The following is a 23,998-nucleotide window of genomic DNA, read 5'->3' as shown; positions in this document are numbered from 1 at the left end:
CTTCCTTAGCAAGGATTTCAGACTGATTTACATTCTGTTACGCAGTTCGATTTAGTCCCACCTGGCTACTTATCTTTTTTCCAACATAAGTTTTATAACTAAACATTGCCTCTGTCTTTTGAGAGAAGAAATTGTTAAATTTTTCTGCTCGTGCAAGCATATAAATTTACATAGTGACATAACTATTTTGTTATTCATAATGGCGATCTCTTTTTTACGTTTCCCTTCGAGCTTCAACTCACCTACAAAATTTGGGTTGTTGATACTTGGGTTATTAAGCTTAGCTGCTGTAATGTTTCTAACTTGGATCTTTAGCGGTCTCATTTTCTTTAAAATTAAAGTGCATCACTTAACGCTTGCCACAAGTTTTTCAAGTAGTGAAAGTTACATTCTCTCTCAGGCGATCGCACGAGTTGTAGAAGCCAGATGAGTACATCAAAGAAGCGGTTTCCATTATGAATCTAGAGCCAGAAAACTTGGCAAACGCACAACAGCAACTTGATGAGATTTTTATGAAAGCTGCAAAAGCTTTGGTTGAAGAACAAATTTCGCAAGAATCTTTTCGGACATTTAACGAGGCTTATAAAACGGTTCGAGAAGTCCTAGAACGCAATTTACAGAGCGATCGTAACACATCTAAAAGTCAAATTTACCCCCCTTAGTCCCCCCTTGGAAAGGGGGGAGATTGAATTTCTAGTTTTCTCCCTTGTCCAAATCGAATTTCTAATTCCCTCCCCTTTACAAGGGGAGGGTTAGGGTGGGGTAGAAACAGAACTAAAACCTCAAATTTTACTTCGTCTGAAAAATATTCTGTACCATTTTTTTACTAGAACTTCCCGCCGCATTATCCAACTCTGCAACCTCGCCAGCATTCAACTGCCAACCCAAAGCGCCAATATTTTCCCTTGCTTGCTCCACAGATTTTGCTCCTGGGATCGGAATAGTTCCCTTACTAATACACCAATTGATTGCCACTTGCGATATAGTCTTGTTTTTTGCTTCCGCTATCTCTCGCAAACACGCCAACAATGGACGAATTCCTGGTAATAACTGCCTAAATAATAAACCACGAAGACCTTTAGGAAAAGAACCTTTTTCCGAATATTTTCCTGTCAATAACCCCAATCCCAAAGGGCTGTAGGCAATCAATTTAATTCCAAGCTCATCACACGTCTGTTTCAACCCCAATTGCGTTACCGGATAGGTAGACAACAGCGAATACTGAACTTGTAAAGTTGAGATTGGCACTCCTCGCTCTGAAAATTTTTTATACACCCATCGGAGCCGTTTTGGTCCATAATTCGATAAACCCACTCCTTTGACCAGCCCTTGTTCGTAAAGATCGGCAAGACCATCTAAAAGTGCGCCCTCTTGCCAAGGAGCATAATTTGCCGTAGACCAATGCATTTGTACTAAATCTACATTTCTTCCCAAACGTTGAGCTGAGGACTTACAAGCAGACACCATTGATTGTCGTGTCAACCTCCAAGGATAAGCAGCAAGCTTTGTGGCAATGCAAATATCATTTTGGTTTGAACCCATATATTCCTGAGAAAACCGTCCCAAGAGTTGCTCGCTTCGCCCGTTTAATCTCCCCGTTCCGTAAGAGTCTCCCGTATCAAATAAAGTCACGCCACAACTTACGCAAAGGTCAAAAACGTTTTGTAACTGGCTATCCATACTTTCATCGTAGCCCCAGAGCAAGCGGTTGCCCCATGCCCAAGTTCCACAACCCATAGTTGGAAGGGGGAGGTTATGCGTCATTTTATACTTGTCCTTTACAGAAGCTTCTTCAAAAGTTCATCGTAAGACAACCTAGTCAAGAAGATCGGCATTCATAATATGACATATCCGCTATTTATTCTCTAGTCAAAAGCCAAAATTGGCACAATTAACTCAATGTATGCGTCTACCATCCCAAGCGTGCTCCGTATTTTTCAATTTCCCATGCAACAACATCAATGCGTCAGCCTGAATCAACAAATATCCTCCCTCAATTTTTTAATAAGCATAAATGCTTGTAAACTATAAGATTGGTGGGTTGAATCAGGAACGCACGCGATGAGGTTTGTGGTTAGTTACAGCATTTTATAAGGCTATGAAATTGACATCACGTTTCATGAGTCAAGGTTGGCGGCGAATACTTAAATCTCTTTTCCCCTTCCTTGTTTTACTCTCGTTTACTACGGTACTGCTAATAGATAGCTTAACTCCCACATTGGCACAAGTACCAGTGCCACGTCACGAAATTCGTGGAGTCTGGATGACCAATAACGATTTCAATGTCATGAGAGATCGTTCTAAAGTACAGGAGACAGTGACTCAACTTCGCAAGTTGAACTTTAACACGATTTATCCTGTCGTATGGAATTCAGGCTATGTCATGTATCCCAGTGCTGTGGCAAAACGCGAGGGGATTCAGCCTTTTGTTTTAAAAGGCAATGATGGACGTGATATACTTGGCGACCTAATTGCTCAAGCGCACAGTCAAGGTTTATTTGTGATTCCCTGGTTTGAATTTGGATTCATGACTCCAGAAACATCAGAACTAGCCTTGAATCATCCAAATTGGCTAACGCAAAAGCGCGATGGTAGTACAACTTATATTGGTGCGGCTGGTGAAGTGGGATGGCTCAATCCCTTTCATCCAGAAGTACAAAAATTTATCCGCGATCTTGTACTGGAAATTGTTACCCAATACGATGTCGATGGGATTCAATTTGACGATCACATGAGTTTGCCCTCGGAATTTGGCTACGATAAATATACAGTTTCACTATACAATCAAGAGACTAAAAACAATCCTCCAAGCAATCCTCAAGATCCATCCTGGTTGCGCTGGAGAGCGGATAAAATCACGGCATTTATGGTACAGCTTAACCAAGCTGTAAAAGAGAAAAAACCAAACGCAATTTTTTCTGTTTCCCCCAATTACTACGACTTTGCATACAAGTTTCACCTGCAAGACTGGTTGACTTGGGTGCGGATGAATATTGTAGACGAACTGATTGTGCAAGTTTATCGCCCCAATCTAGACAGTTTTATCCAAAAGATTTCCCGCCCGGAAATGCAAGAAACGCAACAAAAGATTCCAACGGGTGTCGGGATTATGGCAGGGTTGCGGAATAATCCAGTTCCCATACAACAAATTAAGGCTCAAGTGCGGGCTGTTCAAGAACGCGGCTTGGGTGTCGCCTTCTTCTACTTGGAAAGTTTATGGAATTATGCTCCCGAACCGACAGCACAACGCCTAGCTGGGCTTCAAAGCTTGTTCCCCTATCCTGCACTCCGTGCTAGGGCTGAAGTCCGTTCTGTAACTATAACTGAGACTAACGGTTTCCCAGATCCAGTAACCAGTGACCAGTGACCAGTGACCACCTGACCAGTGACCAGTGACCACCTGACCAGTAATCAGTGACCAGTAATCAGTGACCAGTAATCAGTGACCAGTAATCAGTGACCAGTGAACAGTAACAATCCCAATCCCCAATCCCTAGTCGCTAATCCCTAATCCCTGTATTTTTACTCTGCTTGCGGCTTTTGTTGCTTTTTCTCTGGCTTGTTGCACGTTCTCTCCTTTGGCTAAAGCAATGCCCATTCTTCTATATGGATGGGCGTTTGGTTTGCCAAATAGTTTTATATCTACGTCTTTTTCTGCTAGCGCTTCGGCTACACCAATGTATTTTATACTGTCTAGACTTTCAGTAGCTAAAATAACGGCACTAGCAGAAGCTCCTAACTGTTCTATGTTGGGTATGGGTAATCCTAAAATTGCTCGCAGGTGCAGTTCAAATTCGTTAAGGTTTTGCGAGATTAATGTTACCATTCCAGTATCGTGGGGTCTAGGGGAAAGTTCGGAAAATATAACTTCATCTTGAGTAATAAAAAACTCAACACCAAAAATTCCCGCACCGCCTAACGCATCAGTGACTTTTTTCGCTATTTCCTGAGCTTCTAATATCTTAGTTTCTGTCATTTCTGCTGGTTGCCAAGATTCTTGATAGTCTCCTCTTTCTTGGCGGTGACCTATGGGAGAACAAAAAATTGTTGGTGCGTTCCATTGTTTGATTGTCAGCAATGTAATCTCTAGTTCAAAGTTAATAAATTCTTCAACAATGACTTTTTGGCTGTCTCCTCTAGAACCCGCGATCGCATAATTCCAAGCTTTCTCTACTTCACTTTTGTCACCCACAATAGACTGTCCTTTGCCTGAAGATGACATGACGGGTTTAACAACATTAGGAAATCCAATTTTCTCGGAAACAGCCATCAGCTCTTCCAAGGTTGTTGCATAACCATATCTAGCAGTCCGAATCCCTAACTCTTGATGTGCTAATTCTCTAATTCTATCGCGGTTCATTGTATAGTTAGTTGCCGCTGCTGTGGGAACTATTGTTATTCCTCGTCGCTCAAATTCGAGAAGTTTTTCTGTTCTAATAGCTTCAATTTCTGGTATAATTAAGTCGGGTTGATATTTTTCAACCACAGCTTCTAGATCGTTAGGGTTTAGCATTGAGATCGTTTCATTGGCATCTGCTACTTGCATTGCAGGAGCGTTGGGATAGCGATCGACAGCAACAACATAATTGCCGAGTCTTTTGGCTGCAATGACAAATTCTTTACCGAGTTCTCCCGAACCTAGCAACATTAACTTTTTTGGCAGCTTGATGGAAGTCATGTTTTTTTCCGATCTACATCGTTTGTATTTGTTCAAGAATTTACAGCAATTTCCACTCTCGTAAGGTATCTCATTTGTTGCACCTGTAGGGTCATCCCTAAGAGTAAAACTTACCTGATACGATAAATGCGGTCCAGTAGAAGGGATGCTCGTAAAGCTTGCTATCGGGTGGTAATTTACTGCTTCTATATAACTCAGTTGCCAAATTAGCTCTAATCGTAGTTCCTTCTCCACCTAACGTATTAAGTGTTTCTTCATACCACTTTTTCAGTTCCCCTGCCGTCACATTTCTAAGCCATTGGGTTGCTTCTAACAATGCCGTGGCAACTGGCATATCTCTCCTTAGCCTTCGATAAAACTCGATCGCCACTAAAGCACTGGCTGATGATTCTACAGTCCAAAGAGTACTGACTACATAATCGACTCCTTGGTTTAATAAAGCATTGACTAAACCTACGTACTCAGTCGCGATCGCTGAATTCCCATTCCACGCTATTTCACAAGCACAGAGAGTCAACAAATTATATTTTGCAATATTCTGTTGACAAACTTCTCCTATTGTTAACCTATCTTCACCTGCTAAAAATAATTCTGACTCTTGAGGCTGACTGAAATCATCAGTGACATAACCTGTAAAATGAAATATATTGTAATCGCCATTTAAAGCTTTTTCTACTTGTTTTTTAGTTGCTTGCGAACCTTGAATGTGTTGGCAGCGATGAAACAATTGTCCGATCGCTTCCGATTCAAGTTTGGCAAATGCCATGGTAATACTATTGGTACTGTCTGGATTTTCAACGCTTAAAATTGGTAGACTTTGAACTCGCCATAAAGGTTGAGATTTTAAAGACAATCCGACTTGTATACTGGGCAAATATGTCAGTGTAAAACTGGCTGGTTTTGGCTGTTGCGACTTTTCTAAAGGAGAAGAAAGCTGAAAAAGAGCATGAAGGGGAAATCTGTGTAAGTCGCGATGAGGAATGAGAATAAGATGGGTAATGTCTTCTAATTCGTTAATAACTGCAGAGATGTTTAGGATACTTTTGAGCTTTAATAATCTCTGTTCCATACCTACTAGCCATGAGCGATCGCTTTCATTTTGTGCATCGGGATTTGGATTGCGATATTCACGCTCGTGTTGATTCCAATCTTCCAACCACTCTTCAAACTCAACTAAACGTTTTATTGCTTCGGGTAAAGGCTTTTCTTCCGTCGCTTCTACATTTAGAACGGGAGTAAAAACGGGTATGGGTTCTGGGGATTTATATTTAATGATAAAAGTTCGTAATGTACAAGGGCTAATATGCCAATAAATAATAGCGGTTGTTGGATTCAGAAGGTCGTGAATTGAACGGTAGCTAGGCGAAACAATCTCATTTTTCCAACTAGAAAGAAGCCAAGTTATACAAGCATTTTTGTGGTATTCAGCCAGTTCTAAAGATTGTGCAATCTCACCAAACTGTATAGCTATATCAATTGCTAATTGCCAAAAACCTATATTCCTCAAACATAACTGTTTTTTACTCTCGTCGGAACGAGTCGGTTCGTTTAAATATGCTTGCAGTAAAGATATAGCATATTGATTAAATTCTTGTGCTTCAGATGGTTGTTCTAGTGCTACGTAAGTTTTCACTATGTTTTGCACAACCTCTAAATGTAATTGAGGAAAATCATCTGCTGTTAAGGCTTTTAGGGAAAGATCGTACTCAATAATAGCTTGTTGCCAATACAAACGAGGTACGGTATCTCTCCGCCCTTTCTCATAATGAGCATTACCCAGTGCTAAATACAGTCTACCCCAACCTTCAGTATGGGTATATTGTAAAACATATTTCAACCCTTCTTGATAGCTTGCTAATTTTCCTTCATATCCACGTGTGTACAAAGAAGGATTTGCTGCTGCTATGTTAGTTAAAATTGAGCGAGAGTCATTATAAACTGCACTTCCTGCTGCTGCACCACGACCAATCCAAGCTTCCCAATAATCAATTTTAATTTCTAAAGCGCGATCGTAAGAGGCGATCGCTTCTTCAAATTTACCCGTGTAAAATAGTGCGACAGCGCGGTTATACCAAGCCAGATAAAAGCTGGGGTTAATTTCTACAGCTTTGTCATAGGAAGCTATTGCATCTTCACGGCGTTCCAAGTTTTCTAAAGCGACAGCACGATTGAACCAAGCTAAGTAAAAGTCGGGTTTAATTTCTAGGGCTTGTTCCCAAGATGAAATGGCTTCATCCCAGTGTCCCATACTTGCTAGAACAACTCCTTTATCTATCCAAACTTCATATGCATCTGGGTTCAGTTCTGCTGCTTGCTCGTAAGATAGGAGCGCTTGTTCTTGTTCACCTAATTTTTCCAATGCACTTCCCAAGGCGTACCATGCATCATAAAAATCTGGTTGAATATTAGTTGCTTGCTCTAAACTGGCAACGGCATCTTCATAGCGCTCTAAATTAGACAGTTCTATACCCCTGTTGTACCAAGCTTCATAAAAATCTGGTTGAATTTCTATCGCTCGATCGTAGGAAGCGATCGCATCATTTCTTCGTTCTCCATAAGCCAATGCGATTCCTCGATAATACCAATTTTCCTGGTCTTCTGGTTGCAGTACTAAAGATTGGTCGAAACTTGCAACGGCTTCTGTTTGATATCCTAACTTTAGCAATGCTGCACCCCGACTCGACCAAGCTTCCGAGTAATCGTACTTAATTTCTATAGCTTTATCAAAGCAAGCGATGGCATCTTCATATTGTCCCATCTCACCGAAAATTCCCCCTCGGTAGTACCAGCATTTGTAAAAGTCCGGTTTCAATTCGATGGCGCGATCGTATGATGCAAGTGCTTCCGTAAAATGTTTTAAGTAAAAAAGCGTTAATCCCTTATTAAACCAATACTCATGGGAAGTCGGGTTAATTTCAATCGCCTTATTGTAATGTGTAATTGCTTCCGATAAATTCCCGGCTTTTGCTGCAGCTAGACCTTTGTAAAATAATTCTTGCGCCCTTTCCTCAATTAAATACAATTGTTCTTTAGGTAAATTTGTATTAACTGATGATTCAGTCGGCTGAATTTCCAGATCGGTAGCTAGTTGCTGTGCTAAACTCGTACTTTGCTCCAACCTTACCAACAACTCATCAAGCGTTCCTGCTACAGTTGGTTGTAAAGATCCATCTTCCGATTGTTCTATTGAGGTTACTTGTTGGTTTTGTTCCAACCACGCTTGTTCTCCTCTATCGGGAGGAACTCGATCGTTAGCGGATGTAATTTGTGTATGTGGTTTTGCGAACTCCCATACTAAATCGTTGACATTGTTTGTTGATTTTTGCGATGTCAGATTTGATGTATCTACGGGTGTTCTTGTATCCACGTGTTGCGTGGAATTGTTGTCTAAATGTTCTTCTTGCGAATTGTGTAGCAATTCTTCTATGGGAGTCAGACGAGCTGTTGCGATCGCAGTTTCGGCATCTTGTTTCTCCGTATGCCAGTATGAATTTCCTAAATTACGTGTTAATACTCTAATGCCAATATCATAGGAAAGCTCTCCTATCGTACCAATTCCAAGCTCTCCGAGTTGAACCATCCGTTCTGCTATCTTATTGTTTGGCGAGCTCGAGGTTAAAAGTCGCTCTCCAAAGTCCAACAACCAATCTATCCAGCGTTCGAGAGAAATCCGATTTTCCATCCTTTGGAGATACTTGATTGCCCATTGCTGCCCTCTTGCTTGATAGACACCTTCTAGAAGTTGGGTAAACAAAAATTCCAAATCCGCGTCTGTGAGTTCGGGTAGCGGTTGCAGAACGGTCCTTTCCCCTGTTGGTTTAGTAGAGCGAGTTTGCTTTTCACCAAAGGGATATTTGAAAATTTTGTTAAACCATCTTATCAGCCACTTGAGCATTTCGGGGACTCTTAGATGTTGTGCATTATAACCAGAAATTACGCTTCTGCTTGATTGGTATTAGATTGAGCGGACGCTTGAAATTGATTCAATAATTCTTGGATTATAATCTCTGGATCGTCTGTTTGAGTTCCTAATTGCTGGGCAATTTGTTGGCGGAGATTTTCATCCTGTTGTAACATTTCTAGCAGTTGGTCTAATGTAACAGCTTGATATTCACCTTCAGGCAAATTTTCTCCTGTCTCAGAAACCTCTTCATTTTCCCTCAAAGGTTGAGTAGATTCTATAAAATTTTGACCAACAGCATCAAGTCCGTCATATTCCCATATTGGCTCGTTAGAGTTGCGGGTTAATAAATTCATTCCAATTTCATAAGCAACATCTCCAACAACACCAACTTCTAATTCTCCTAGTTGTATCATTCGGGAAGCTAACTCGTTATTCGGTGAAGATGATGCCAGTAGTTTCTCTCCAAAGCGTTGTAACCAGTCCACCCAACGTTCAGATGGAACGCGGTGTTCAATATTGTGGAGCCATTTTTGCGCCCATGCTTGTCCCCGCGCTTGATGGACACCTTCGAGTAGCTGAGTAAAGAGAAATTCTAAGTCTGTATCTGTTAGGGGTGGAGGTGGTTGTGTTTGAGCGTGAGTCTCTACTTCGGCTGGTTTGTGCCTCCCGCCAAATAAGCGTTGAAATATCTTTTTGAAGAACTGAACTAGCCGATTGAGCATCTCCCGCACCCATAAGTGTTGGTGGTTACCATAAGATTGTAGCGATGTATGGAGAAAGCAGCTACGCATTTACAAGCTGAACTCCTTGTGCTGACTCGTTTAATAACGATATCTCATTTAATATCCATTCTTCCGTTTACTCAATGCCCATTTGCCTAATGGTAGGGGATAGGGGGTAGGGAGTAGGAGGTAGAGAAAAGAAAGTTATGAAAAACGTTTAGGGATATCCAAGAAATAAATTATCCATCTTGTGGTACGGGCGTCCTCGCCCGTCCTATACTGGTGGCGGGCGGGACGCTCCGCAGTCGCCTCAACTGGTGGTAACCCCCGCACGGTGAGCCAGCGCTCTCCGGAGGGTTTCCCGAACTCACAGCGACTGGTGAGTAAGCGCGCTGTAGGCGGGTTTCCCACGCCCAGGCGACTGGCGAACCCGTTCGCGAAGCGTCTCCGTAAGGAGTTAGGGCGAACCCCAAAGGGGCGCTGCTCTGGGCACCACAAGAGAAAGTTGTATATTTTTTTATTTGGAAGTCCCTTACAGGTTTTTCTTTTCAAACTCATATAATTATGGTATGATTGTACTAGTATAAGTAAAACTTTTGTACATAACTTGAGTTTATACATTTAAAATGTTGTGACGGCTTCACGAACTAACCTCAATTGAGAGTGCAGTAATACGGTGAAGTTATCAATAAACCTGTCTATCCCAAACTAAGATTGGGTGTTATTCGTCTTAATTAACAAACAAGGCATAGCATTCTAAATCCATGTCCTACGAACCGCTGCACCACAAGTACCGCCCAAAGAGTTTTGCTGAATTGGTAGGTCAAGAAGCAATTACCACCACCCTTACCAACGCTATTCGTGCAGCTAAAATTGCTCCTGCTTACTTGTTTACCGGACCTAGAGGTACTGGTAAAACTTCTAGCGCCCGGATTTTGGCAAAATCTCTCAATTGTCTCAAAAGTAACAAACCGACAGCCGAACCTTGTGGGGTTTGCGATATTTGTCAAGGAATTACCAAAGGGTATTCTTTGGACGTGATTGAAATCGACGCCGCCAGCAACACTGGTGTCGAAAATGTCAGAGATATGATAGAAAAGGCACAATTCGCTCCAGTTCAGTGCCGCTACAAAGTTTACGTTGTTGATGAGTGTTTAACTGGGGATTCTCTAGTTCTAACTAGTGAAGGTCATGTTAGAATTGACAATCCCAACATCAAAGGCAAGCAAGTTCTAAGCTACAACGAATCATTAAGTATTTGGGAATTCAAGGAAGTTCTCAGGTGGTTAGATCGGGGTGAACGCCAAACATTAGTTATAAAAACAACAAATAGTGAAATTAGATGTACTGGCAATCACTTAATTAGGACTGACCAAGGATGGATAGCAGCAAAAGACGTAAAAGAAGGAATGAAGATACTATCCCCTGTGAATGTGGATGGTACAAGTTTGGAAACGGTAGAATATGTTCGCCTCGCTGGGGTTGAGCGAGTCTATGACATAGAAGTAGCGGATAACCACAATTTCGTAGCTAATGGATTGTCCGTTCACAACTGTCATATGCTCAGTACACAGGCGTTCAATGCGCTACTGAAGACACTAGAAGAACCACCATTACACGTCGTTTTTGTTCTTGCAACAACTGACCCCCAACGGGTACTACCAACAATCATTTCTCGATGTCAACGGTTTGACTTTCGGAGAATCAATTTAGAGGCGATGGAAAAGCATTTGAACCATATCGCCTATCAAGAAAAAATTAATATTTCTCCAGAATCTGTTACTTTGATAGCTCAAATTTCCCAAGGAGGGCTTCGGGACGCTGAAAGTCTCCTCGACCAGTTAAGCTTGCTAACTGGTGAAATTACTCCAGAAAGAGTTTGGGATTTGGTCGGTTCAGTGAGCGAATGGGATTTGCTGTATTTACTGAATGCGATCGCATCCGACAACCCAGAATCTGTTCTAGATTATACACGTCAAATTTTAGATCGAGGTCGAGAACCCTTAATCATTCTTCAAAACCTTGCCGCATTCTACCGAGATTTACTGATTGCCAAGACAGCACCAAATCGAGACGATCTAGTGACTTGTACCCCTCAAACTTGGCAAGCACTGATTGATTTTGCCCAAGAATTTGAAATAGGAAGAATTTTGGCAGGGCAGCAACTCTTACGAACCACTGAAGTACAACTAAAAAACACGACTCAACCACGTTTGTGGTTAGAGGTAACATTACTCGGACTGTTACCCTCAGCAAATCTTGGAACTCAACAACTTCCACAGCAACATGGTAGAGGATATACACCCACTGCTAGAGTTACAACTCCATCTCCTTCCTCTCCCCAACTCCCCCCATCTCCTCCAGTTTCTCACTCTCCTACTCCTCCAGTCCCCTCATCTCCCCCTACTTCTCACTCTCCTACTCCTTCAGCCCCCTCATCTCCCCCTACTTCTCACTCTCCTACTCCTTCAGCCCCCTCATCTCCCCCTACCTCTCACTCTCCTACTCCTCCACCCCCCTCATCTCCTCCAGTCTCCCATTCTCCGACTTCCCAAGTCCCTCCTTCTCCCCCTCTTTCTTCCTACGAACCCCAGACAGTAGGAGAGACAGGATACGATCTTGATGGAGTTTGGCAGCAAGTTCTTGCAAATCTTCAACCCATTTCAAGACGAGAGATATTGCGTCAAATGTGCCACCTTGTCGAATTTGATGGAAATATGGCACGTGTTGCAATTAAACAGGCGTGGTATAAGGATATGCAAGTCGATGGTCCTAAAATTGCAACAGCATTTAAAGTCACTTTTAACATAGATGTTCGGGTCAACTTGGAAATAGCATCGTCTTCAACATCGACCTCATCTAAAGCTTCCTCTTCTTCAAAAAAGCCAACTGCATCCCCTCCTCCTGTTAGTCACGAACCACCTCCTACACTTCAATCTCCCCCACCAGACACACCTTCCATACCACAAACACCGCCTCCCGAAGTTATTCAACCAAACAAAACACCAACTCCAAAAACGGAATCGGTGACAAATGCTAAAACATCACAAAAGTCTCCTCCACCCCAAGCCCCAAATCCACCACCAGTTCCTACAACAAATTGGGAAACTGATGAAGGAGCAATTGCCGCTCAACGGTTAGCTCAATTTTTTGATGGAGAAGTTATTAGATTGACAGATGATACTGAATTGCGGGATTCTGGCACTTTATCTCATTGGGATGATGAATCGGAAACTGATGAGGAGTTTTAGGGATTGGGGATTGGCGATTGGGGGTTGGCGATTGGGAATTTACCTAATCCCCAGTCCCTAATCCCCAGTCCCTAATCCCCATTGCCCCTTATCCCCAGAGGGGGCCCCGAGTTCCCCAGTCCCTAATCCCCAGTCCCTTGATGTATCGTTTTCACCCATTTCAGACGCTTTGGTCGTACTGACATACGGGCAGTGGCAGTACTCATGACGACTATCCAATGGAACATATACAACGTGCCGCGTAAGGTCTCAAGCATAAGTAGAAGAGTTGTAGAAATTTTAAATTCCTTATCTTTATTACGTATGCGCCTCAAACCCACAAACATCCCTGTTATTGACATCGTTACTGTCAAACCTGTTACAGGGCTTAAAATTGGTGGTCGATGTCGTACTATTGCCATTAATAAATCTGGTACTGCTGCTGTAGGTAATATGTACTGTAACAGCATATACATCAATAAATCCCAGGTCTTACGGCTTCCCATCCGGTTTCTGAGAATGAGATCCCAGTAATCTAAATACCGTTGGTAGCCACCTTCTGCCCAACGATTGCGCTGATGCCAAAGTGCGATCGCATTTGTAACACCTTCTTCTTCTACCGTTGGGTTGAAAACACACTCAATATCCCAGTCATCAAGATGCAAGCGAAATGTCAAATCTAAATCGTCGGTGATTGTTTCCTCATTCCAGCCGCCACAACGCACCAAGGCTTCCCGACGAACAAACTGACCGTTTCCGCGCAGTTCCCCAATACCACCTGTAGCAATCCTTTGCTGCTGCATATGGGCATCAAGTGCCATTTCTGCTGCTTGACCTTTTGTCCAGAAATTCTCTGTGGCGTTGGCAATAACTTTTCTTACCTGTACCGCACCTAAATTTTCTTTTTGAAATAAAGGTATGACGCGCAATAGTAAGTCCGATGACACTTGGGCATCCGCATCAAACACTGCCAAAATGTCTCCCTTAGTCAGAGGCAAAACCTGATTTAAAGCACCCGATTTACCTCCAACCGCATCTGGTTCTCGCCGTAAAACCCTGAGTTGACTGTACTCTTGCGCTAAAGTTGCCAGTACGTGAGACGTTTTGTCAGTACTGTTATCGTCTATAATCCAAATTTCGTAACGTTTTTCTGGATATTCTAAATTACAAAGGTTTTTGACTAATCGGTCTATGACTGCTTCTTCGTTCTTCGCCGCTACTAAAACAGATACGACAGGCCAATCCCCTTGCATTTCTTCCAAACGTTTTTTGGGTCTAGCAAATACTGCTACTAGGGTATGAATGCCTAGAATTGTCGTCAATCCCAAGACAAACAAAGTACCCCAAGAAACTAAATGCAGGGCGATCGTACCACTCCAGACTATCGTTAAAACCAGAGCAGCTTTGCGTCGGCGACCTCGAAACCGAGATGGAAGAGATACAGAAGGCGATGTCCCCTCCACAGACTCATCTGATACTGATACGTCAGTAAGCAAGGAGAAGTTTGAATAGCGTAAATCGCCGCTCAAATCTTCCGAGGAGTTAAGCGGATCGAGTTCATTATATGGATCGTTTTCGGGCCAGGAATTCGCTGGCATAGGTAACTTAGTTCAAGCAACAGTATTTATTTACACCCATCAAGAAGTTGGGGATCGGGTAACTCCAGCTGGGTGCAACCTCTACATACTTTGAGCTTACCTTGAGATTAGTGGTATTTTTCAACAGCTATAGGGTTTGCACGCCCTCAGAAGCCTGATGTGTCCCCAGCTTCCATAAAAAAGCCAGTGCAGACCTATTGTAACCGAATTGTCACAATTCTTAGCAAAAAATGGGGATCGGTCACTGGTCACTGGTCACTGGTCACTGGTCGCTGGTCGCTGGTCACTGGTCACTGGTCACTGGTCACTGGTCACTGGTCACTGGTCAGGTGATAACTGGTCGCTGATTTTTGGGAACACTATTGACAGACGTTAATATATTTAGTTGTCAATTTAACATTAGGAATATTCAGAGTATGTCTATTGAACAACTCCAGCCCGCTACCCAGCAACAAGCAAGTGTTTACCTGCCTTACATTCAAGGTAATAACAAGCGTAATTTCTTGCCTTTTGCAATTGGTCTCTATCAAAAGGGTGTTTTAGAAGGTCATCGTAAGATAGAAGGTAGTGACAACATTCCTTTTGTTGCGACTTGGAACGTTGCTACCTTGCCTTCAGACTTAACTCGCTGTCGAGTCCAGTTTGATGGTAATGCCGAACTTGGCTATGAAGTGATGATGGCAAGCTTTGAGTTTATTGTTTTTTTAATCGAGCTTTTAGAAAACTATAAACGCTACCGCACGACAGACTTTTCCCAAACCTTCTACCGGAAGTTACTGCGTATAGAAGATTGAAAGCCCCTAACTCCTGACCCCTACAAGCCAACCAATTCTGCAAAGGATATGGCAGAATGCAAGAAAGGTACTTTTAGATCGCTACCTCTTTTTCAGAGGTTTTTAGCAAAGTGTTATTAATCAGAAATAGCAAAGTTGGACTTAAAATTAGGAAGACCTAGGTAAGTTGTGAAAAGCCATCAGCAATTAGCCATCTGCATTTTAGCAAAAATTAAGCTGACTGCTGTTTGCGTCAAGTTACCGCTACTCGCATAGGCAAGAGTGCTGAAAGCTAATTAACGTTTGAAACTAGGAGTGCATACGTGCCAAAGTCTACTAAATATTTGTTGATAGGATCTACAGAGGCTTACTGCGGTAAATCTGCAACAATTCTCGGTTTATCTTATCAACTTCAGCAAAAAAGTCTTGATATTGCTTACGGTAAACCATTGGGGATTTGTTCCAACAAGTCCTTGGACAGTTTGGTTGAGGAAGATGTTCAGTTTATTACAACAAGCCTTAATTTACCGGAAAATCGGATTGCGCCCACCATGCTGAGCTTAGATGAAATGACCGTGCAAAAGCGCCTACAAGGATTAGATAAAACTGATTATCAAAAATCTTTGGCGCAACGGTATTCTCAGATGCAATTCGGCGATTTAGTATTACTTGAAGGACCAGGAAATTTAGAAGAAGGGACTTTGTTTGATTTGTCCTTGTTACAAGTTGCAGAAGTTGTAGATGCGTCTGTCCTGTTAGTAGCTCGTTATAAGTCGCTACTTTCCGTTGAACCATTAATTTCTGCCAAGCAGCTTATTGGCGATCGCTTGATTGGTGTTGTCATTAACGATATTCCTACAGAACAACTGCCAGTCGCTAACACGACCATGCGTTCTTTTTTGGAACAACAAAGTATTCCCGTACTCGGTCTGTTACCAAAAAGCGATGTATTACGGAGTGTGAGTGTTAGCGAATTAGCGAACCAGTTAAACGCTGAAGTTTTGTGTCGGAGCGATCGCTTAGACTTAATGGTAGAAAGCCTTGCCATTGGCGCGATGAATGTCAATGCTGCTGTAAAATATTTTAACAAGCGCCGGAACATGGCAGTTGTCACGGGGGGCGATCGCGTAGAGATTCAACAAGCTGCTTTAGAAACATCCACTCATTGCCTGATTCTCACCGGACAGCTACCACCTCCTGCCTTCATACTCAACCGCGCTGAAGAATTAGAAATTCCCATTTTATCCGTTGACTTGGATACCCTCACCACTGTGGAAATTATTAATCGCGCCTTTGGTAATGTGCGCCTTCACGAACCAATCAAAGTCCAGTGTATTCGCCATTTCATGGCAGAGCATTTTGACATCGCTCGCTTGCTGTCCCTACTAGACTTCAATCGAGCAGCGGCACTACAGTAGGGGATTGGGGATTAGGGATTAGCGATTGGGGAGTAGGGAGTAGAGAGTACAGAGTAGGGGAGAATAACTCTTGCCCAATCCCCAGTACCCAGTACCCAATCCCCAATCCCCAATCCCCAATCCAGATATTCATCCGAAAACGCTGCTTGTCTGCTAAAATATCTTGGTCGTTTAATCTACTATCTGTTCATCTTTGAGCCAGTCAATAGACCTTATCAACGTCGATACATTAGCGCTAGAACTGGCGACAATCCAGCAAACGGGTTCCAAAAGAATTGCTTTGCTGGGGTCTCGTCATGTTCCGATTACCCATCAAAATCTTATTGAGATGATGAGTTATGCCTTGGTTTTAACGGGTAATCGGATTATAACCTCCGGCGCTACTGGTACTAATTCAGCTGCTATCAAGGGAGCAATGCGGGCTGACCCCAATTTGCTAACGGTGATTCTACCTCAAAGCCTAGAACGCCAACCCTTAGAATCGCGTCAGCAACTAGAACAGGTGATGCATCTGGTTGAAAATCCTACCAATAATCATCTGTCTCTTGCGGAAGCAAGTTACCTGTGTAACAAGGAGATTGTCTCCCGTTGTCAACAACTCATCTGCTTTGCGTTTCACGACAGTAGAACTCTGCTGCAAACTTGTAAGGAAGCAGAAGAACAAAGAAAACTGGTGACACTATTCTACTTTGATTAGTCATGAGTCATTTGTCCTTTGTCCTTTATGTTGGACTAATGACCAATGACTTAATGATTAATGACCAATGACTCATGGCCGATGACTAATGACTATTTTTTTATACTCTATTGCGGCGGCTGCCGTTCTGATTTACGTGCCTTTTTTAGTGGTAAGTTATGGTCGCGTGCAAGTTGGATATGATATGTCCGCCCCTCGTGCCATGTTTGATAAACTACCACCATTCGCTCAACGAGCAACTTGGGCGCACCAAAACTCGTTTGAAGCGTTTATGATTTTTACGGCAGCAGCATTAATGGCATACGTAACAGGTGTGAATTCTCCCACAGCAGCAGGTGCTGCGATCGCCTTTGTTATTGCTAGATTGCTATACTCGGCTTTCTATATTTTTAATGTTCCCATTTTAAGATCCCTTATGTTTGCCGTTGGCTTTCTTAGTTCTGCCACTCTCATTGCACTTAGTATAATTACAGTGACCAGTAACCAGTGACCAGTGACCACCTGACCAGTGACCAGTGAGTAGTTAGTAGAACAATTAACCACTAATCACTAACCATTAGTAATTTAAACATTTCCTATGGCTTCTACCTTTTCCTTTGATATTGTTAGCGACTTTGACCGACAAGAGTTGGTCAATGCGATCGATCAAACTGTGCGCGAGATTAAGGGTCGTTACGATCTTAAAGATACTCAAACAACTGTTGAATTAGGAGAAGACAAAATTACCGTTAATACTGATAGTGAGTTCACATTAGAAGCAGTACACGGCATACTACGAGATAAAGCTGCTAAACGCAATCTCTCACAAAAAATATTTGATTTCGGCAAAGTAGACTCTGCTAGCGGTAATCGCGTTCGTCAAGAAATTACCCTGAAAAAGGGCATTAGTCAGGACAATGCCAAGCAAATTTCCAAGCTAATTCGCGATGAATTCAAAAAAATACAAGCATCAATTCAAGGAGATGCTGTACGTGTTACTGCTAAAAGTAAAGATGATTTGCAAGCCGTTATTCAAAGATTGCGGCAAGAAGATTTCCCTGTTGCTCTGCAATTTACAAATTATCGGTAGGGTTAGTGGTTAGTTGATATTTGATAGTTGTTTGTTAGTAGTTATTTGATAGTTGATAGTTATCGGTAACTACTAACTACTAACTACTAACTACTAACCACTAACCATTAACCATTAACCATTAACCTCCCGCTCCAATACTCTTTTGAAAGGCTGGACGCTCAGACATTTTTTTAATGTAATTTATGACTGCTGGGTATGCGCTTAAATCTAAATGTAGCATGATATTGATATAGGCTAGAATTGACCCTACAGCAACATCAGCAACTGTAAATTCATCACCAAGCAAGAAGGGTTGCCGTTCAAATATTTCATTGAGAGGAGTTAATAGGCGTGGCGTTTCTTTCTCTCGACTTGCTTCGGTAAAAATGCCTGTTGCTAAAGTCGAGTTAGCAAATAATACCCATTGTGCTACTTTAGCGTTTTCTTCTAGTGAAAGTGTAACTTTTCCATACTTCTGAGCAAGGTAAAGTAAAATTGCTCCTGATTCCCATAGTTGAAAGTCACCATCTACAATAGCAGGGACTTTTCCTACTGGGTTAATTGTTAAGTATTCCGGTTTGCGTTGTTCGCCTGCTTGCAAATCGAGCTTAACAAACTCATAGGGGATATCTAATTCCTCAATATACCACTGAACAATGGATGCACGGCTCCTTGCCCCACCGTATAGTTTTAACATATATCAGTTATCCGTTATCAGTTAACAGTTAATAATGATAACTGATAAATACTCCTTGAGTGGGCAATACTCAGCATTTAATGTTAGTGAGCATTGCTCACCCTACTTCAAAAGTCGGTAATTTTACAGTGGAAACAGAGTGTTTATTGATAACTGCTTAAAGAACTTTGTGAGTGTTGGGATGTTGTTTAATGTTATCTTCTTTAGTGACATTCCTTGTAACATTTAATACTCTTTTACGCTCAGTAGAATATTTAAAATCGGTAGAAGTTGTACCTAAAGGAATCAGAGTTTTTGCGGCTTCACGACGTTTGTAGGTACGAGCAGCTGCTATTGCCCGTTCTATAAAATCATGACCGAGTTGGGCAGATTCAGGAAATTCAGAGGGAATTTTGAGCCGCTCCCCGTCCATTAAGCTGCCTAAAGTGGTAGCATAAGCAAGCTTGTATGAGGTATTTGTACCTTTAAAGAGCGTTTCAAGGGAAGCAGAGGGAATTGGTTCTATAATATCGACTTGATGAACTTCTCCGTCTTCTTTTACAAAACAGGTTGCTAAACCGATGACAATGTAGTCATCTGCCGTTAGGTCAGGTGCATTGGAATAGGAAATTACTGTTGTCATAACAAATTTTGTCAAAACTTTACAAAGTCTAGAACAAGGTTTAATTCAAGCTTTTCAGGTGCAGCACTACCCAAATTTCTGTGAAAGTCCGGAGTTCTGAGTAATGAGTCTGTGGCAATTTCCGCAATCCTACTCATTCTTTATAAGTCAGACCTCTGTACTATCAAATCACTTGGATTCCGGAAAGGGATTGGTGATTGGGGACTGGGGACTAGGAAGTAAGTAATCTATAACCACTAACTACTAACCACTAACCACTAACCACTAACTCCTTCGGTCATTTTATCAAGTTGTAGCTCCTTCTAGTTGAATAATCTGAAGGATTGATAACTGCGGTATCTGGAATTGAACTTGGGGATGAAGTATCCATTACTAGATTGAAGCATCAATTATGTAAGATGCCTCGATTTGATGGAGAACCCCAAGGTCAAATGACTCCTCTAGGCATAAATTCTCACTTGTTAGGACAACTCAAGTCTAGCTTGGATGCTTGCGCCCAAGTACTCACAGACACCTTAACAAGTGACACAGGGGCAAAACCACAACCACAGTGAAACTTATAAGTTGATCTTACAAGAGCAAGCAGCTCAGGCAGGAAATTATGAACAGTCACTCATTCTTAGCTTCTGGTGACCAACAAAATCACCTCCACCCATTTGTACTCAGCCTAAATGCAGCCCGACAGCAAGAGGCTAACGGTAGAGACGAATCCTCTGTACGAGATAGCTACTTACGCTCGCGTGCTCTGGCAATGGCTCAACAAGGACAGCGCGTTGCAGCTATTGAGTTGTTGAATCAATTGATAGCTCGCCATCCCCTGAATGCTGTTGATTACAACAACCGAGGGCTGATTTATTTTCAAAGTGGTGACACAGAAAAAGCTCTTTGCGATTACAACACAGCCCTAGAACTTAATCCTAAATTAGCAAGCGCTTACAATAACCGAGCTAATTACTACGCAGCTTGCGGCAAATTAGAAGCAGCACTAGAGGATTACGATCGCGCGTTGGATTTGAATCCGGGTCACGTGAGAGCATGGATTAACCGAGGTATTACCTTCCGCGACTTGGGGCAATATGAGGAAGCAGTAGAAGATTTTGAGGCGGCTTTACTTTTTGGTGAATTGGAAGGGCATATTATAGCAGAGAGAGGCAGAACATATCATCTCTGGGGCGACTGGAATTGCGCGATCGCTGACTACCGTCGTGCTTTAACTTACCTACCTTCTTACGGTTCCCAAAATGCAGAACCGGGTATCCGTTTGCGCTTACAAGTTGAAAATTGGTTGGATGAGTTGTTGCACCCGCAGTATTTAAGATGGTAAATCTCTCAGGGTTGAAAAATAGCTAGAGGGTAGAAGCAACGAAACGTTCTTAGAAGTGACAATAAGCAGTGTTTTGCCATGAACTATGAGGATTTACCTTGGAGGGTCGAGCAATGAGAGTGACTTCACCATTCTTATCCAAAACCTATCCTTGGGCTTCAACAATATGACTAGGTGATGGAGAAATATTTCCATTTTTGAACTTTGAATTTTGAATTTTAAATTGATAAGTATTTTTTGGTTTTTGAGTAGAAGCTACATTTATCTCTGGGTTGGAAAGTGACACCCACCCAACCTGCACATCCTCAGACGCCAAAGTCTGATAAGGGCTGGGTGCAATTCCTCCACGTCCGGTTATGATAAATTCACTCTGCTGACCATCCATGTCCACTCTTTAACCAAAACGCCCGGAAGTATAATCGCGAGTGCGAGCATCAAGGGCATTACTAAATATTTGAGTCGTTTCTCCAAATTCCACCATCTGACCAATTCGACTTTCATCAGTACTGAAGAAAGCGGTAAAGTCAGAAACACGTGCTGCTTGTTGCATATTGTGAGTCACGATCGCAATTGTGAGTTCGTCACGCAAGCTGTGAATGAGTTCCTCAATCTTCATTGTGGCGATGGGATCGAGTGCCGAACAAGGCTCGTCCATCAACAAAACTTTCGGCTTTACAGCTAAAGCACGAGCAATACACAATCGTTGCTGCTGACCTCCTGAAAGTCCCAAAGCCGATTTGTGGAGTTTATCTTTTACCTCGTCCCAAATAGCTGCTCCTCTGAGGGCAGATTCTACAATTTCATCCAATTCTGCTCGCGGACGCCAGCCTGAAATTCTGATCCCGTATACCACATTATCGTAAATACTCATGGGAAAAAGGTTTGGTTTCTGAAACACCATACCTATTTGGCGGCGCAAACGGTTTAAATTGACACGAGAACCGTAAATATTTTGACTATAAAATTCTACGGAACCATCGACTTTTACGGGTCCTTCTAACTCGCTAATGCGGTTAAGACATTTAATAAACGTTGATTTACCACAACCACTCGGACCAATGATTGCGGTGACTTGATTCTCATAAATATCCATTGAGACACCTTCCAATGCCTTGGAAGTGCCGTAGTAGAAGCTGAGATTCCTGACTTTGATGGCTGGGCTTAACTTACTCATAGGATTTAGATACTACACAAAAAATCACACCACTTTTATAGTTTGCTTAAGCGTTTCTCTTTCTCGTAAAGACCCGCGAAAGAACGCTAATTATCAGAATCATCCCAATTAAGACCAGAGAAGTTGTCCAGACTAAGGCTGTTTTTTCTGGTGTAGGATCGTTATACAAATTAAAAATTAACACTGATAGCGACGCTGTTGGACTATTTAACTCGGTTGACCAATCTAAACTAAACAAGGATGTAAAAATTAAAGGAGCTGTTTCGCCCGCAGCACGGGCAACAGCTAGTAAGACGCCTGTCGCGATCGCAGGTAGTGCAGCAGTTATAACGACGCGAAATATAGTTTGGAAGCGTGTTCCCCCTAGGGCAGCCGATCCCAAACGCATGGGGGTAGGAACAAGTTTTAAAGCTTCTTCTGTGGTCAGTACAATAACTGGCAACATCAGTACTGCCAAAGCAAAACCGCCCGCGATCGCACTAAATTGCTTGGTCATTAACACAATCACACCAAAGGCAAATATCCCTACGACAATAGAAGGTACTCCTGTGAGAACAGAAGCCACGAAACGAACAATACGCCCTATTCGAGTTCCTTTTCCTATTTCTGACAGATAGATACCCGTCATGATCCCTGTAGGAACACTAAAAAGTGCAGCAATTGACACCATAATTAGAGTTCCAACAATTGCATTTCCAAAACCATCGTAAATGATTGGTGTTACAAACATCGATGGCTTGAGACTTTTTAACCCCCGCCCAACTATTTCCCATAACAGTGACAGTAAAGGAATCAATGCCAAAGCTGAGAGCAAGAATGCTACTACAGTCATTCCATAGTTAAATACTAGCCTTATTGGTGGTAGAGGACTATATATTTCTGCTGCCACTGATTTATTTATTTCAGACTCTTGATGACCGGTCATAACTCATTACGCCTTTTTATCTTGAAACTCCTCGGTAATTTTTGTGTTTTCCTTTAGACATATACCCTGAAGAAACTACTGTCAAGAGTTTAGCAATAAGTAGTTTATGTAATATCTGTCGCAAGTTTCTCATACCAATTTGAAAAAAGGAATTTTCAATCCAAAATCCACGCATTCAAATCCAAAATGGTATTACTTATTTTTGCTACCAACAAACTGTACAACTGCTAAAGCACAAATATTGACAGCTAAAGTTACAGCAAATAGAATCAACCCCAAATACGTTAAAGCACCAAGGTGTAGTGGATCTTGCGCTTCAGCAAACTCGTTGGCTAATACAGAGGGAATTGTGTAGCCCGGATCGAGGAGTGATGCACTAATTTGAGCCGAGTTCCCAATCACCATAGTTATAGCCATTGTTTCACCCAATGCTCTCCCCAAAGCAAGCATCGCTGCACCCACAATTCCAGAAAATCCAGCTGGTAGTACCACTCGAAAAATGGTTTCCCAACGAGTAGAACCCAAAGCCATCGACCCACTGCGTAATTCTTTTGGAACTACAAGCAAGACATCACGACTAATGGCTGCCATTGTGGGCAAAATCATAATTGCCAAGATAATCCCTGCTGTGAATAGGTTAAATCCTGCTGGACCTGGTGTGTTAAACAGTGGTAGCCATGCAAAAGTTGTAGATAACCAAGTTTGTAAGGGTATGAGCACAGGAATAAATACATACACACCCCACAAACCAATGATGACGCTGGGAATAGCAGCAATTAGCTCCACAATAAAAGCTATGGTTATTCTTGCTGAAGGAGGGATAAAGTTTTCACTTGTGACTAAAGCTACCGCTAATCCCACTGGTACAGATAGTAACATTGCGATCGCACTGCTGACCAGAGTTCCGTAAATGTAAGGTAATGCACCAAACAACAAGTTACCTGTATCCCATTCTTGACTCCACAAGAACCCCAATCCAAACTTTTGAATTGCAGGTAAAGCTTGCTGAAAAATTATCCAACTCATCCAAAACAATACAGCAACTGTCACGGCAGCAAATACATAAACTAGCCAGGTAAATACCTTGTCAATTAAGAAATTTTGACCGCTAGTCGCTGTAATGTCTATACTTTCATGAATTAAGTTTCGTTGATTGTTATTAGTTGGTTGTGAAGAATTAGCCAT

The 23,998-nt window shown here is 42.2% G+C and carries 22 protein-coding genes; 11 read left to right on the top strand and 11 right to left on the bottom strand.

The genetic code is table 11. The annotated features are described in order from the left end of the window. Window positions 1-292 precede the first annotated feature (292 nt). Complete coding sequence (locus ACKTT2_RS49720) at window positions 293-430, top strand: hypothetical protein (protein WP_407900529.1); 138 nt, start codon at window positions 293-295, stop codon at window positions 428-430. A gap of 25 nt (window positions 431-455) precedes the next feature. Continuing rightward, complete coding sequence (locus ACKTT2_RS49715; RefSeq protein ID WP_407900528.1) at window positions 456-662, top strand: hypothetical protein; 207 nt, start codon at window positions 456-458, stop codon at window positions 660-662. A gap of 127 nt (window positions 663-789) precedes the next feature. On the opposite strand, the gene ACKTT2_RS49710 is transcribed toward ACKTT2_RS49715, so the two are convergent. Then, entirely contained in the window at window positions 790-1,764 is a 975-nt protein-coding gene (locus ACKTT2_RS49710; RefSeq protein WP_407900527.1) for an aldo/keto reductase, read from the bottom strand. Between the two features lie 334 nt (window positions 1,765-2,098). On the opposite strand from ACKTT2_RS49710, the gene ACKTT2_RS49705 reads away from it, so the two are divergent. Further along, window positions 2,099-3,367: a glycoside hydrolase family 10-like protein gene (locus ACKTT2_RS49705; RefSeq protein ID WP_407900526.1), complete on the top strand. Its 1,269-nt coding sequence runs from the start codon at window positions 2,099-2,101 to the stop codon at window positions 3,365-3,367. A gap of 126 nt (window positions 3,368-3,493) precedes the next feature. On the opposite strand, the gene purT is transcribed toward ACKTT2_RS49705, so the two are convergent. The 3 genes from purT to ACKTT2_RS49690 all read right to left on the bottom strand — a co-directional run bounded on the left by purT (window position 3,494) and on the right by ACKTT2_RS49690 (window position 9,304). Next, a complete protein-coding gene (gene purT / locus ACKTT2_RS49700; protein ID WP_407900525.1) occupies window positions 3,494-4,678 on the bottom strand; it encodes a formate-dependent phosphoribosylglycinamide formyltransferase in 1,185 nt (394 codons plus the stop codon). A gap of 97 nt (window positions 4,679-4,775) precedes the next feature. Next, window positions 4,776-8,573, bottom strand: coding sequence for a tetratricopeptide repeat protein (locus ACKTT2_RS49695; protein WP_407900524.1), 3,798 nt, complete (start codon window positions 8,571-8,573; stop codon window positions 4,776-4,778). A 38-nt stretch (window positions 8,574-8,611) separates the two neighbouring features. Continuing rightward, window positions 8,612-9,304, bottom strand: coding sequence for a hypothetical protein (locus ACKTT2_RS49690; protein WP_407900622.1), 693 nt, complete (start codon window positions 9,302-9,304; stop codon window positions 8,612-8,614). Window positions 9,305-10,068: 764 nt separating this feature from the next. Here ACKTT2_RS49690 and dnaX point away from each other — a divergent pair. Then, window positions 10,069-12,555 (top strand): DNA polymerase III subunit gamma/tau, encoded by a 2,487-nt coding sequence (gene dnaX, locus ACKTT2_RS49685; RefSeq protein WP_407900523.1) that lies wholly within the window; start codon window positions 10,069-10,071, stop codon window positions 12,553-12,555. Between the two features lie 122 nt (window positions 12,556-12,677). Here dnaX and ACKTT2_RS49680 read toward each other — a convergent pair whose 3' ends face one another. Continuing rightward, a complete protein-coding gene (locus tag ACKTT2_RS49680) occupies window positions 12,678-14,132 on the bottom strand; it encodes a glycosyltransferase (RefSeq protein ID WP_407900522.1) in 1,455 nt (484 codons plus the stop codon). A 416-nt stretch (window positions 14,133-14,548) separates the two neighbouring features. Between ACKTT2_RS49680 and ebsA the strand changes: the two genes are divergently transcribed. From ebsA to ACKTT2_RS49655, 5 genes are all read left to right on the top strand, one after another. Next, the gene (gene ebsA / locus ACKTT2_RS49675; protein ID WP_407900521.1) at window positions 14,549-14,926 is read left to right on the top strand and encodes a type IV pilus biogenesis protein EbsA; all 378 of its coding nucleotides are present in this window, start codon (window positions 14,549-14,551) and stop codon (window positions 14,924-14,926) included. Between the two features lie 302 nt (window positions 14,927-15,228). Beyond that, window positions 15,229-16,323 (top strand): phosphotransacetylase family protein, encoded by a 1,095-nt coding sequence (locus tag ACKTT2_RS49670; protein WP_407900520.1) that lies wholly within the window; start codon window positions 15,229-15,231, stop codon window positions 16,321-16,323. Between the two features lie 193 nt (window positions 16,324-16,516). Further along, complete coding sequence (locus ACKTT2_RS49665) at window positions 16,517-17,020, top strand: hypothetical protein (protein ID WP_038081576.1); 504 nt, start codon at window positions 16,517-16,519, stop codon at window positions 17,018-17,020. An 88-nt stretch (window positions 17,021-17,108) separates the two neighbouring features. Beyond that, window positions 17,109-17,510, top strand: a complete 402-nt coding sequence (locus ACKTT2_RS49660; protein WP_407900519.1) for an MAPEG family protein — start codon at window positions 17,109-17,111, stop codon at window positions 17,508-17,510. An 87-nt stretch (window positions 17,511-17,597) separates the two neighbouring features. Continuing rightward, window positions 17,598-18,089 (top strand): YajQ family cyclic di-GMP-binding protein, encoded by a 492-nt coding sequence (locus ACKTT2_RS49655; protein ID WP_407900518.1) that lies wholly within the window; start codon window positions 17,598-17,600, stop codon window positions 18,087-18,089. A 121-nt stretch (window positions 18,090-18,210) separates the two neighbouring features. Here the strand turns inward: ACKTT2_RS49655 and ACKTT2_RS49650 are convergent, their stop codons facing one another. Further along, entirely contained in the window at window positions 18,211-18,768 is a 558-nt protein-coding gene (locus tag ACKTT2_RS49650; protein ID WP_407900517.1) for a glutathione S-transferase family protein, read from the bottom strand. A 157-nt stretch (window positions 18,769-18,925) separates the two neighbouring features. Continuing rightward, a complete protein-coding gene (locus tag ACKTT2_RS49645; RefSeq protein ID WP_407900516.1) occupies window positions 18,926-19,390 on the bottom strand; it encodes a hypothetical protein in 465 nt (154 codons plus the stop codon). A gap of 398 nt (window positions 19,391-19,788) precedes the next feature. On the opposite strand from ACKTT2_RS49645, the gene ACKTT2_RS49640 reads away from it, so the two are divergent. Further along, window positions 19,789-19,944, top strand: coding sequence for a hypothetical protein (locus ACKTT2_RS49640; RefSeq protein WP_407900515.1), 156 nt, complete (start codon window positions 19,789-19,791; stop codon window positions 19,942-19,944). Window positions 19,945-19,991: 47 nt separating this feature from the next. Further along, entirely contained in the window at window positions 19,992-20,714 is a 723-nt protein-coding gene (locus tag ACKTT2_RS49635) for a tetratricopeptide repeat protein (protein WP_407900514.1), read from the top strand. Window positions 20,715-20,859: 145 nt separating this feature from the next. On the opposite strand, the gene ACKTT2_RS49630 is transcribed toward ACKTT2_RS49635, so the two are convergent. The 4 genes from ACKTT2_RS49630 to pstC form a co-directional block, all read right to left on the bottom strand. Beyond that, on the bottom strand, window positions 20,860-21,099 hold the full coding sequence (locus tag ACKTT2_RS49630) for a hypothetical protein (protein ID WP_407900513.1): 240 nt from the start codon (window positions 21,097-21,099) through the stop codon (window positions 20,860-20,862). Between the two features lie 9 nt (window positions 21,100-21,108). Further along, complete coding sequence (pstB, locus tag ACKTT2_RS49625; RefSeq protein ID WP_407900512.1) at window positions 21,109-21,888, bottom strand: phosphate ABC transporter ATP-binding protein PstB; 780 nt, start codon at window positions 21,886-21,888, stop codon at window positions 21,109-21,111. Window positions 21,889-21,934: 46 nt separating this feature from the next. Continuing rightward, window positions 21,935-22,813, bottom strand: a complete 879-nt coding sequence (gene pstA, locus ACKTT2_RS49620; RefSeq protein WP_407900511.1) for a phosphate ABC transporter permease PstA — start codon at window positions 22,811-22,813, stop codon at window positions 21,935-21,937. A gap of 192 nt (window positions 22,814-23,005) precedes the next feature. Next, complete coding sequence (gene pstC / locus ACKTT2_RS49615) at window positions 23,006-23,998, bottom strand: phosphate ABC transporter permease subunit PstC (RefSeq protein WP_407900510.1); 993 nt, start codon at window positions 23,996-23,998, stop codon at window positions 23,006-23,008.

Source organism: Scytonema hankhaensis NUACC26 (assembly GCF_045865695.1).
In the GTDB taxonomy this organism is placed as follows: Bacteria; Cyanobacteriota; Cyanobacteriia; order Cyanobacteriales; family Nostocaceae; genus Scytonema.
The sequence above is the reverse complement of the archived record's forward strand: the minus strand, read 5'-3'. Positions and strand labels throughout refer to the sequence as shown.

Excerpts from the sequence above, each read along its gene's own strand:
- ACKTT2_RS49720 (WP_407900529.1), top strand. The coding sequence starts at position 293 with ATGTTTCTAACTTGGATCTTTAGCGGTCTCATTTTCTTTAAAATTAAA.
- ACKTT2_RS49715 (WP_407900528.1), top strand. The coding sequence starts at position 456 with ATGAATCTAGAGCCAGAAAACTTGGCAAACGCACAACAGCAACTTGAT.
- ACKTT2_RS49710 (WP_407900527.1), bottom strand. The coding sequence starts at position 1,764 with ATGACGCATAACCTCCCCCTTCCAACTATGGGTTGTGGAACTTGGGCA.
- ACKTT2_RS49705 (WP_407900526.1), top strand. The coding sequence starts at position 2,099 with ATGAAATTGACATCACGTTTCATGAGTCAAGGTTGGCGGCGAATACTT.
- purT (WP_407900525.1), bottom strand. The coding sequence starts at position 4,678 with ATGACTTCCATCAAGCTGCCAAAAAAGTTAATGTTGCTAGGTTCGGGA.
- ACKTT2_RS49695 (WP_407900524.1), bottom strand. The coding sequence starts at position 8,573 with ATGCTCAAGTGGCTGATAAGATGGTTTAACAAAATTTTCAAATATCCC.
- ACKTT2_RS49690 (WP_407900622.1), bottom strand. The coding sequence starts at position 9,304 with ATGCTCAATCGGCTAGTTCAGTTCTTCAAAAAGATATTTCAACGCTTA.
- dnaX (WP_407900523.1), top strand. The coding sequence starts at position 10,069 with ATGTCCTACGAACCGCTGCACCACAAGTACCGCCCAAAGAGTTTTGCT.
- ACKTT2_RS49680 (WP_407900522.1), bottom strand. The coding sequence starts at position 14,132 with ATGCCAGCGAATTCCTGGCCCGAAAACGATCCATATAATGAACTCGAT.
- ebsA (WP_407900521.1), top strand. The coding sequence starts at position 14,549 with ATGTCTATTGAACAACTCCAGCCCGCTACCCAGCAACAAGCAAGTGTT.
- ACKTT2_RS49660 (WP_407900519.1), top strand. The coding sequence starts at position 17,109 with ATGACTATTTTTTTATACTCTATTGCGGCGGCTGCCGTTCTGATTTAC.
- ACKTT2_RS49655 (WP_407900518.1), top strand. The coding sequence starts at position 17,598 with ATGGCTTCTACCTTTTCCTTTGATATTGTTAGCGACTTTGACCGACAA.
- ACKTT2_RS49650 (WP_407900517.1), bottom strand. The coding sequence starts at position 18,768 with ATGTTAAAACTATACGGTGGGGCAAGGAGCCGTGCATCCATTGTTCAG.
- ACKTT2_RS49645 (WP_407900516.1), bottom strand. The coding sequence starts at position 19,390 with ATGACAACAGTAATTTCCTATTCCAATGCACCTGACCTAACGGCAGAT.
- ACKTT2_RS49640 (WP_407900515.1), top strand. The coding sequence starts at position 19,789 with ATGCCTCGATTTGATGGAGAACCCCAAGGTCAAATGACTCCTCTAGGC.
- ACKTT2_RS49635 (WP_407900514.1), top strand. The coding sequence starts at position 19,992 with ATGAACAGTCACTCATTCTTAGCTTCTGGTGACCAACAAAATCACCTC.
- ACKTT2_RS49630 (WP_407900513.1), bottom strand. The coding sequence starts at position 21,099 with ATGGATGGTCAGCAGAGTGAATTTATCATAACCGGACGTGGAGGAATT.
- pstB (WP_407900512.1), bottom strand. The coding sequence starts at position 21,888 with ATGAGTAAGTTAAGCCCAGCCATCAAAGTCAGGAATCTCAGCTTCTAC.
- pstA (WP_407900511.1), bottom strand. The coding sequence starts at position 22,813 with ATGACCGGTCATCAAGAGTCTGAAATAAATAAATCAGTGGCAGCAGAA.
- pstC (WP_407900510.1), bottom strand. The coding sequence starts at position 23,998 with ATGGCTAATTCTTCACAACCAACTAATAACAATCAACGAAACTTAATT.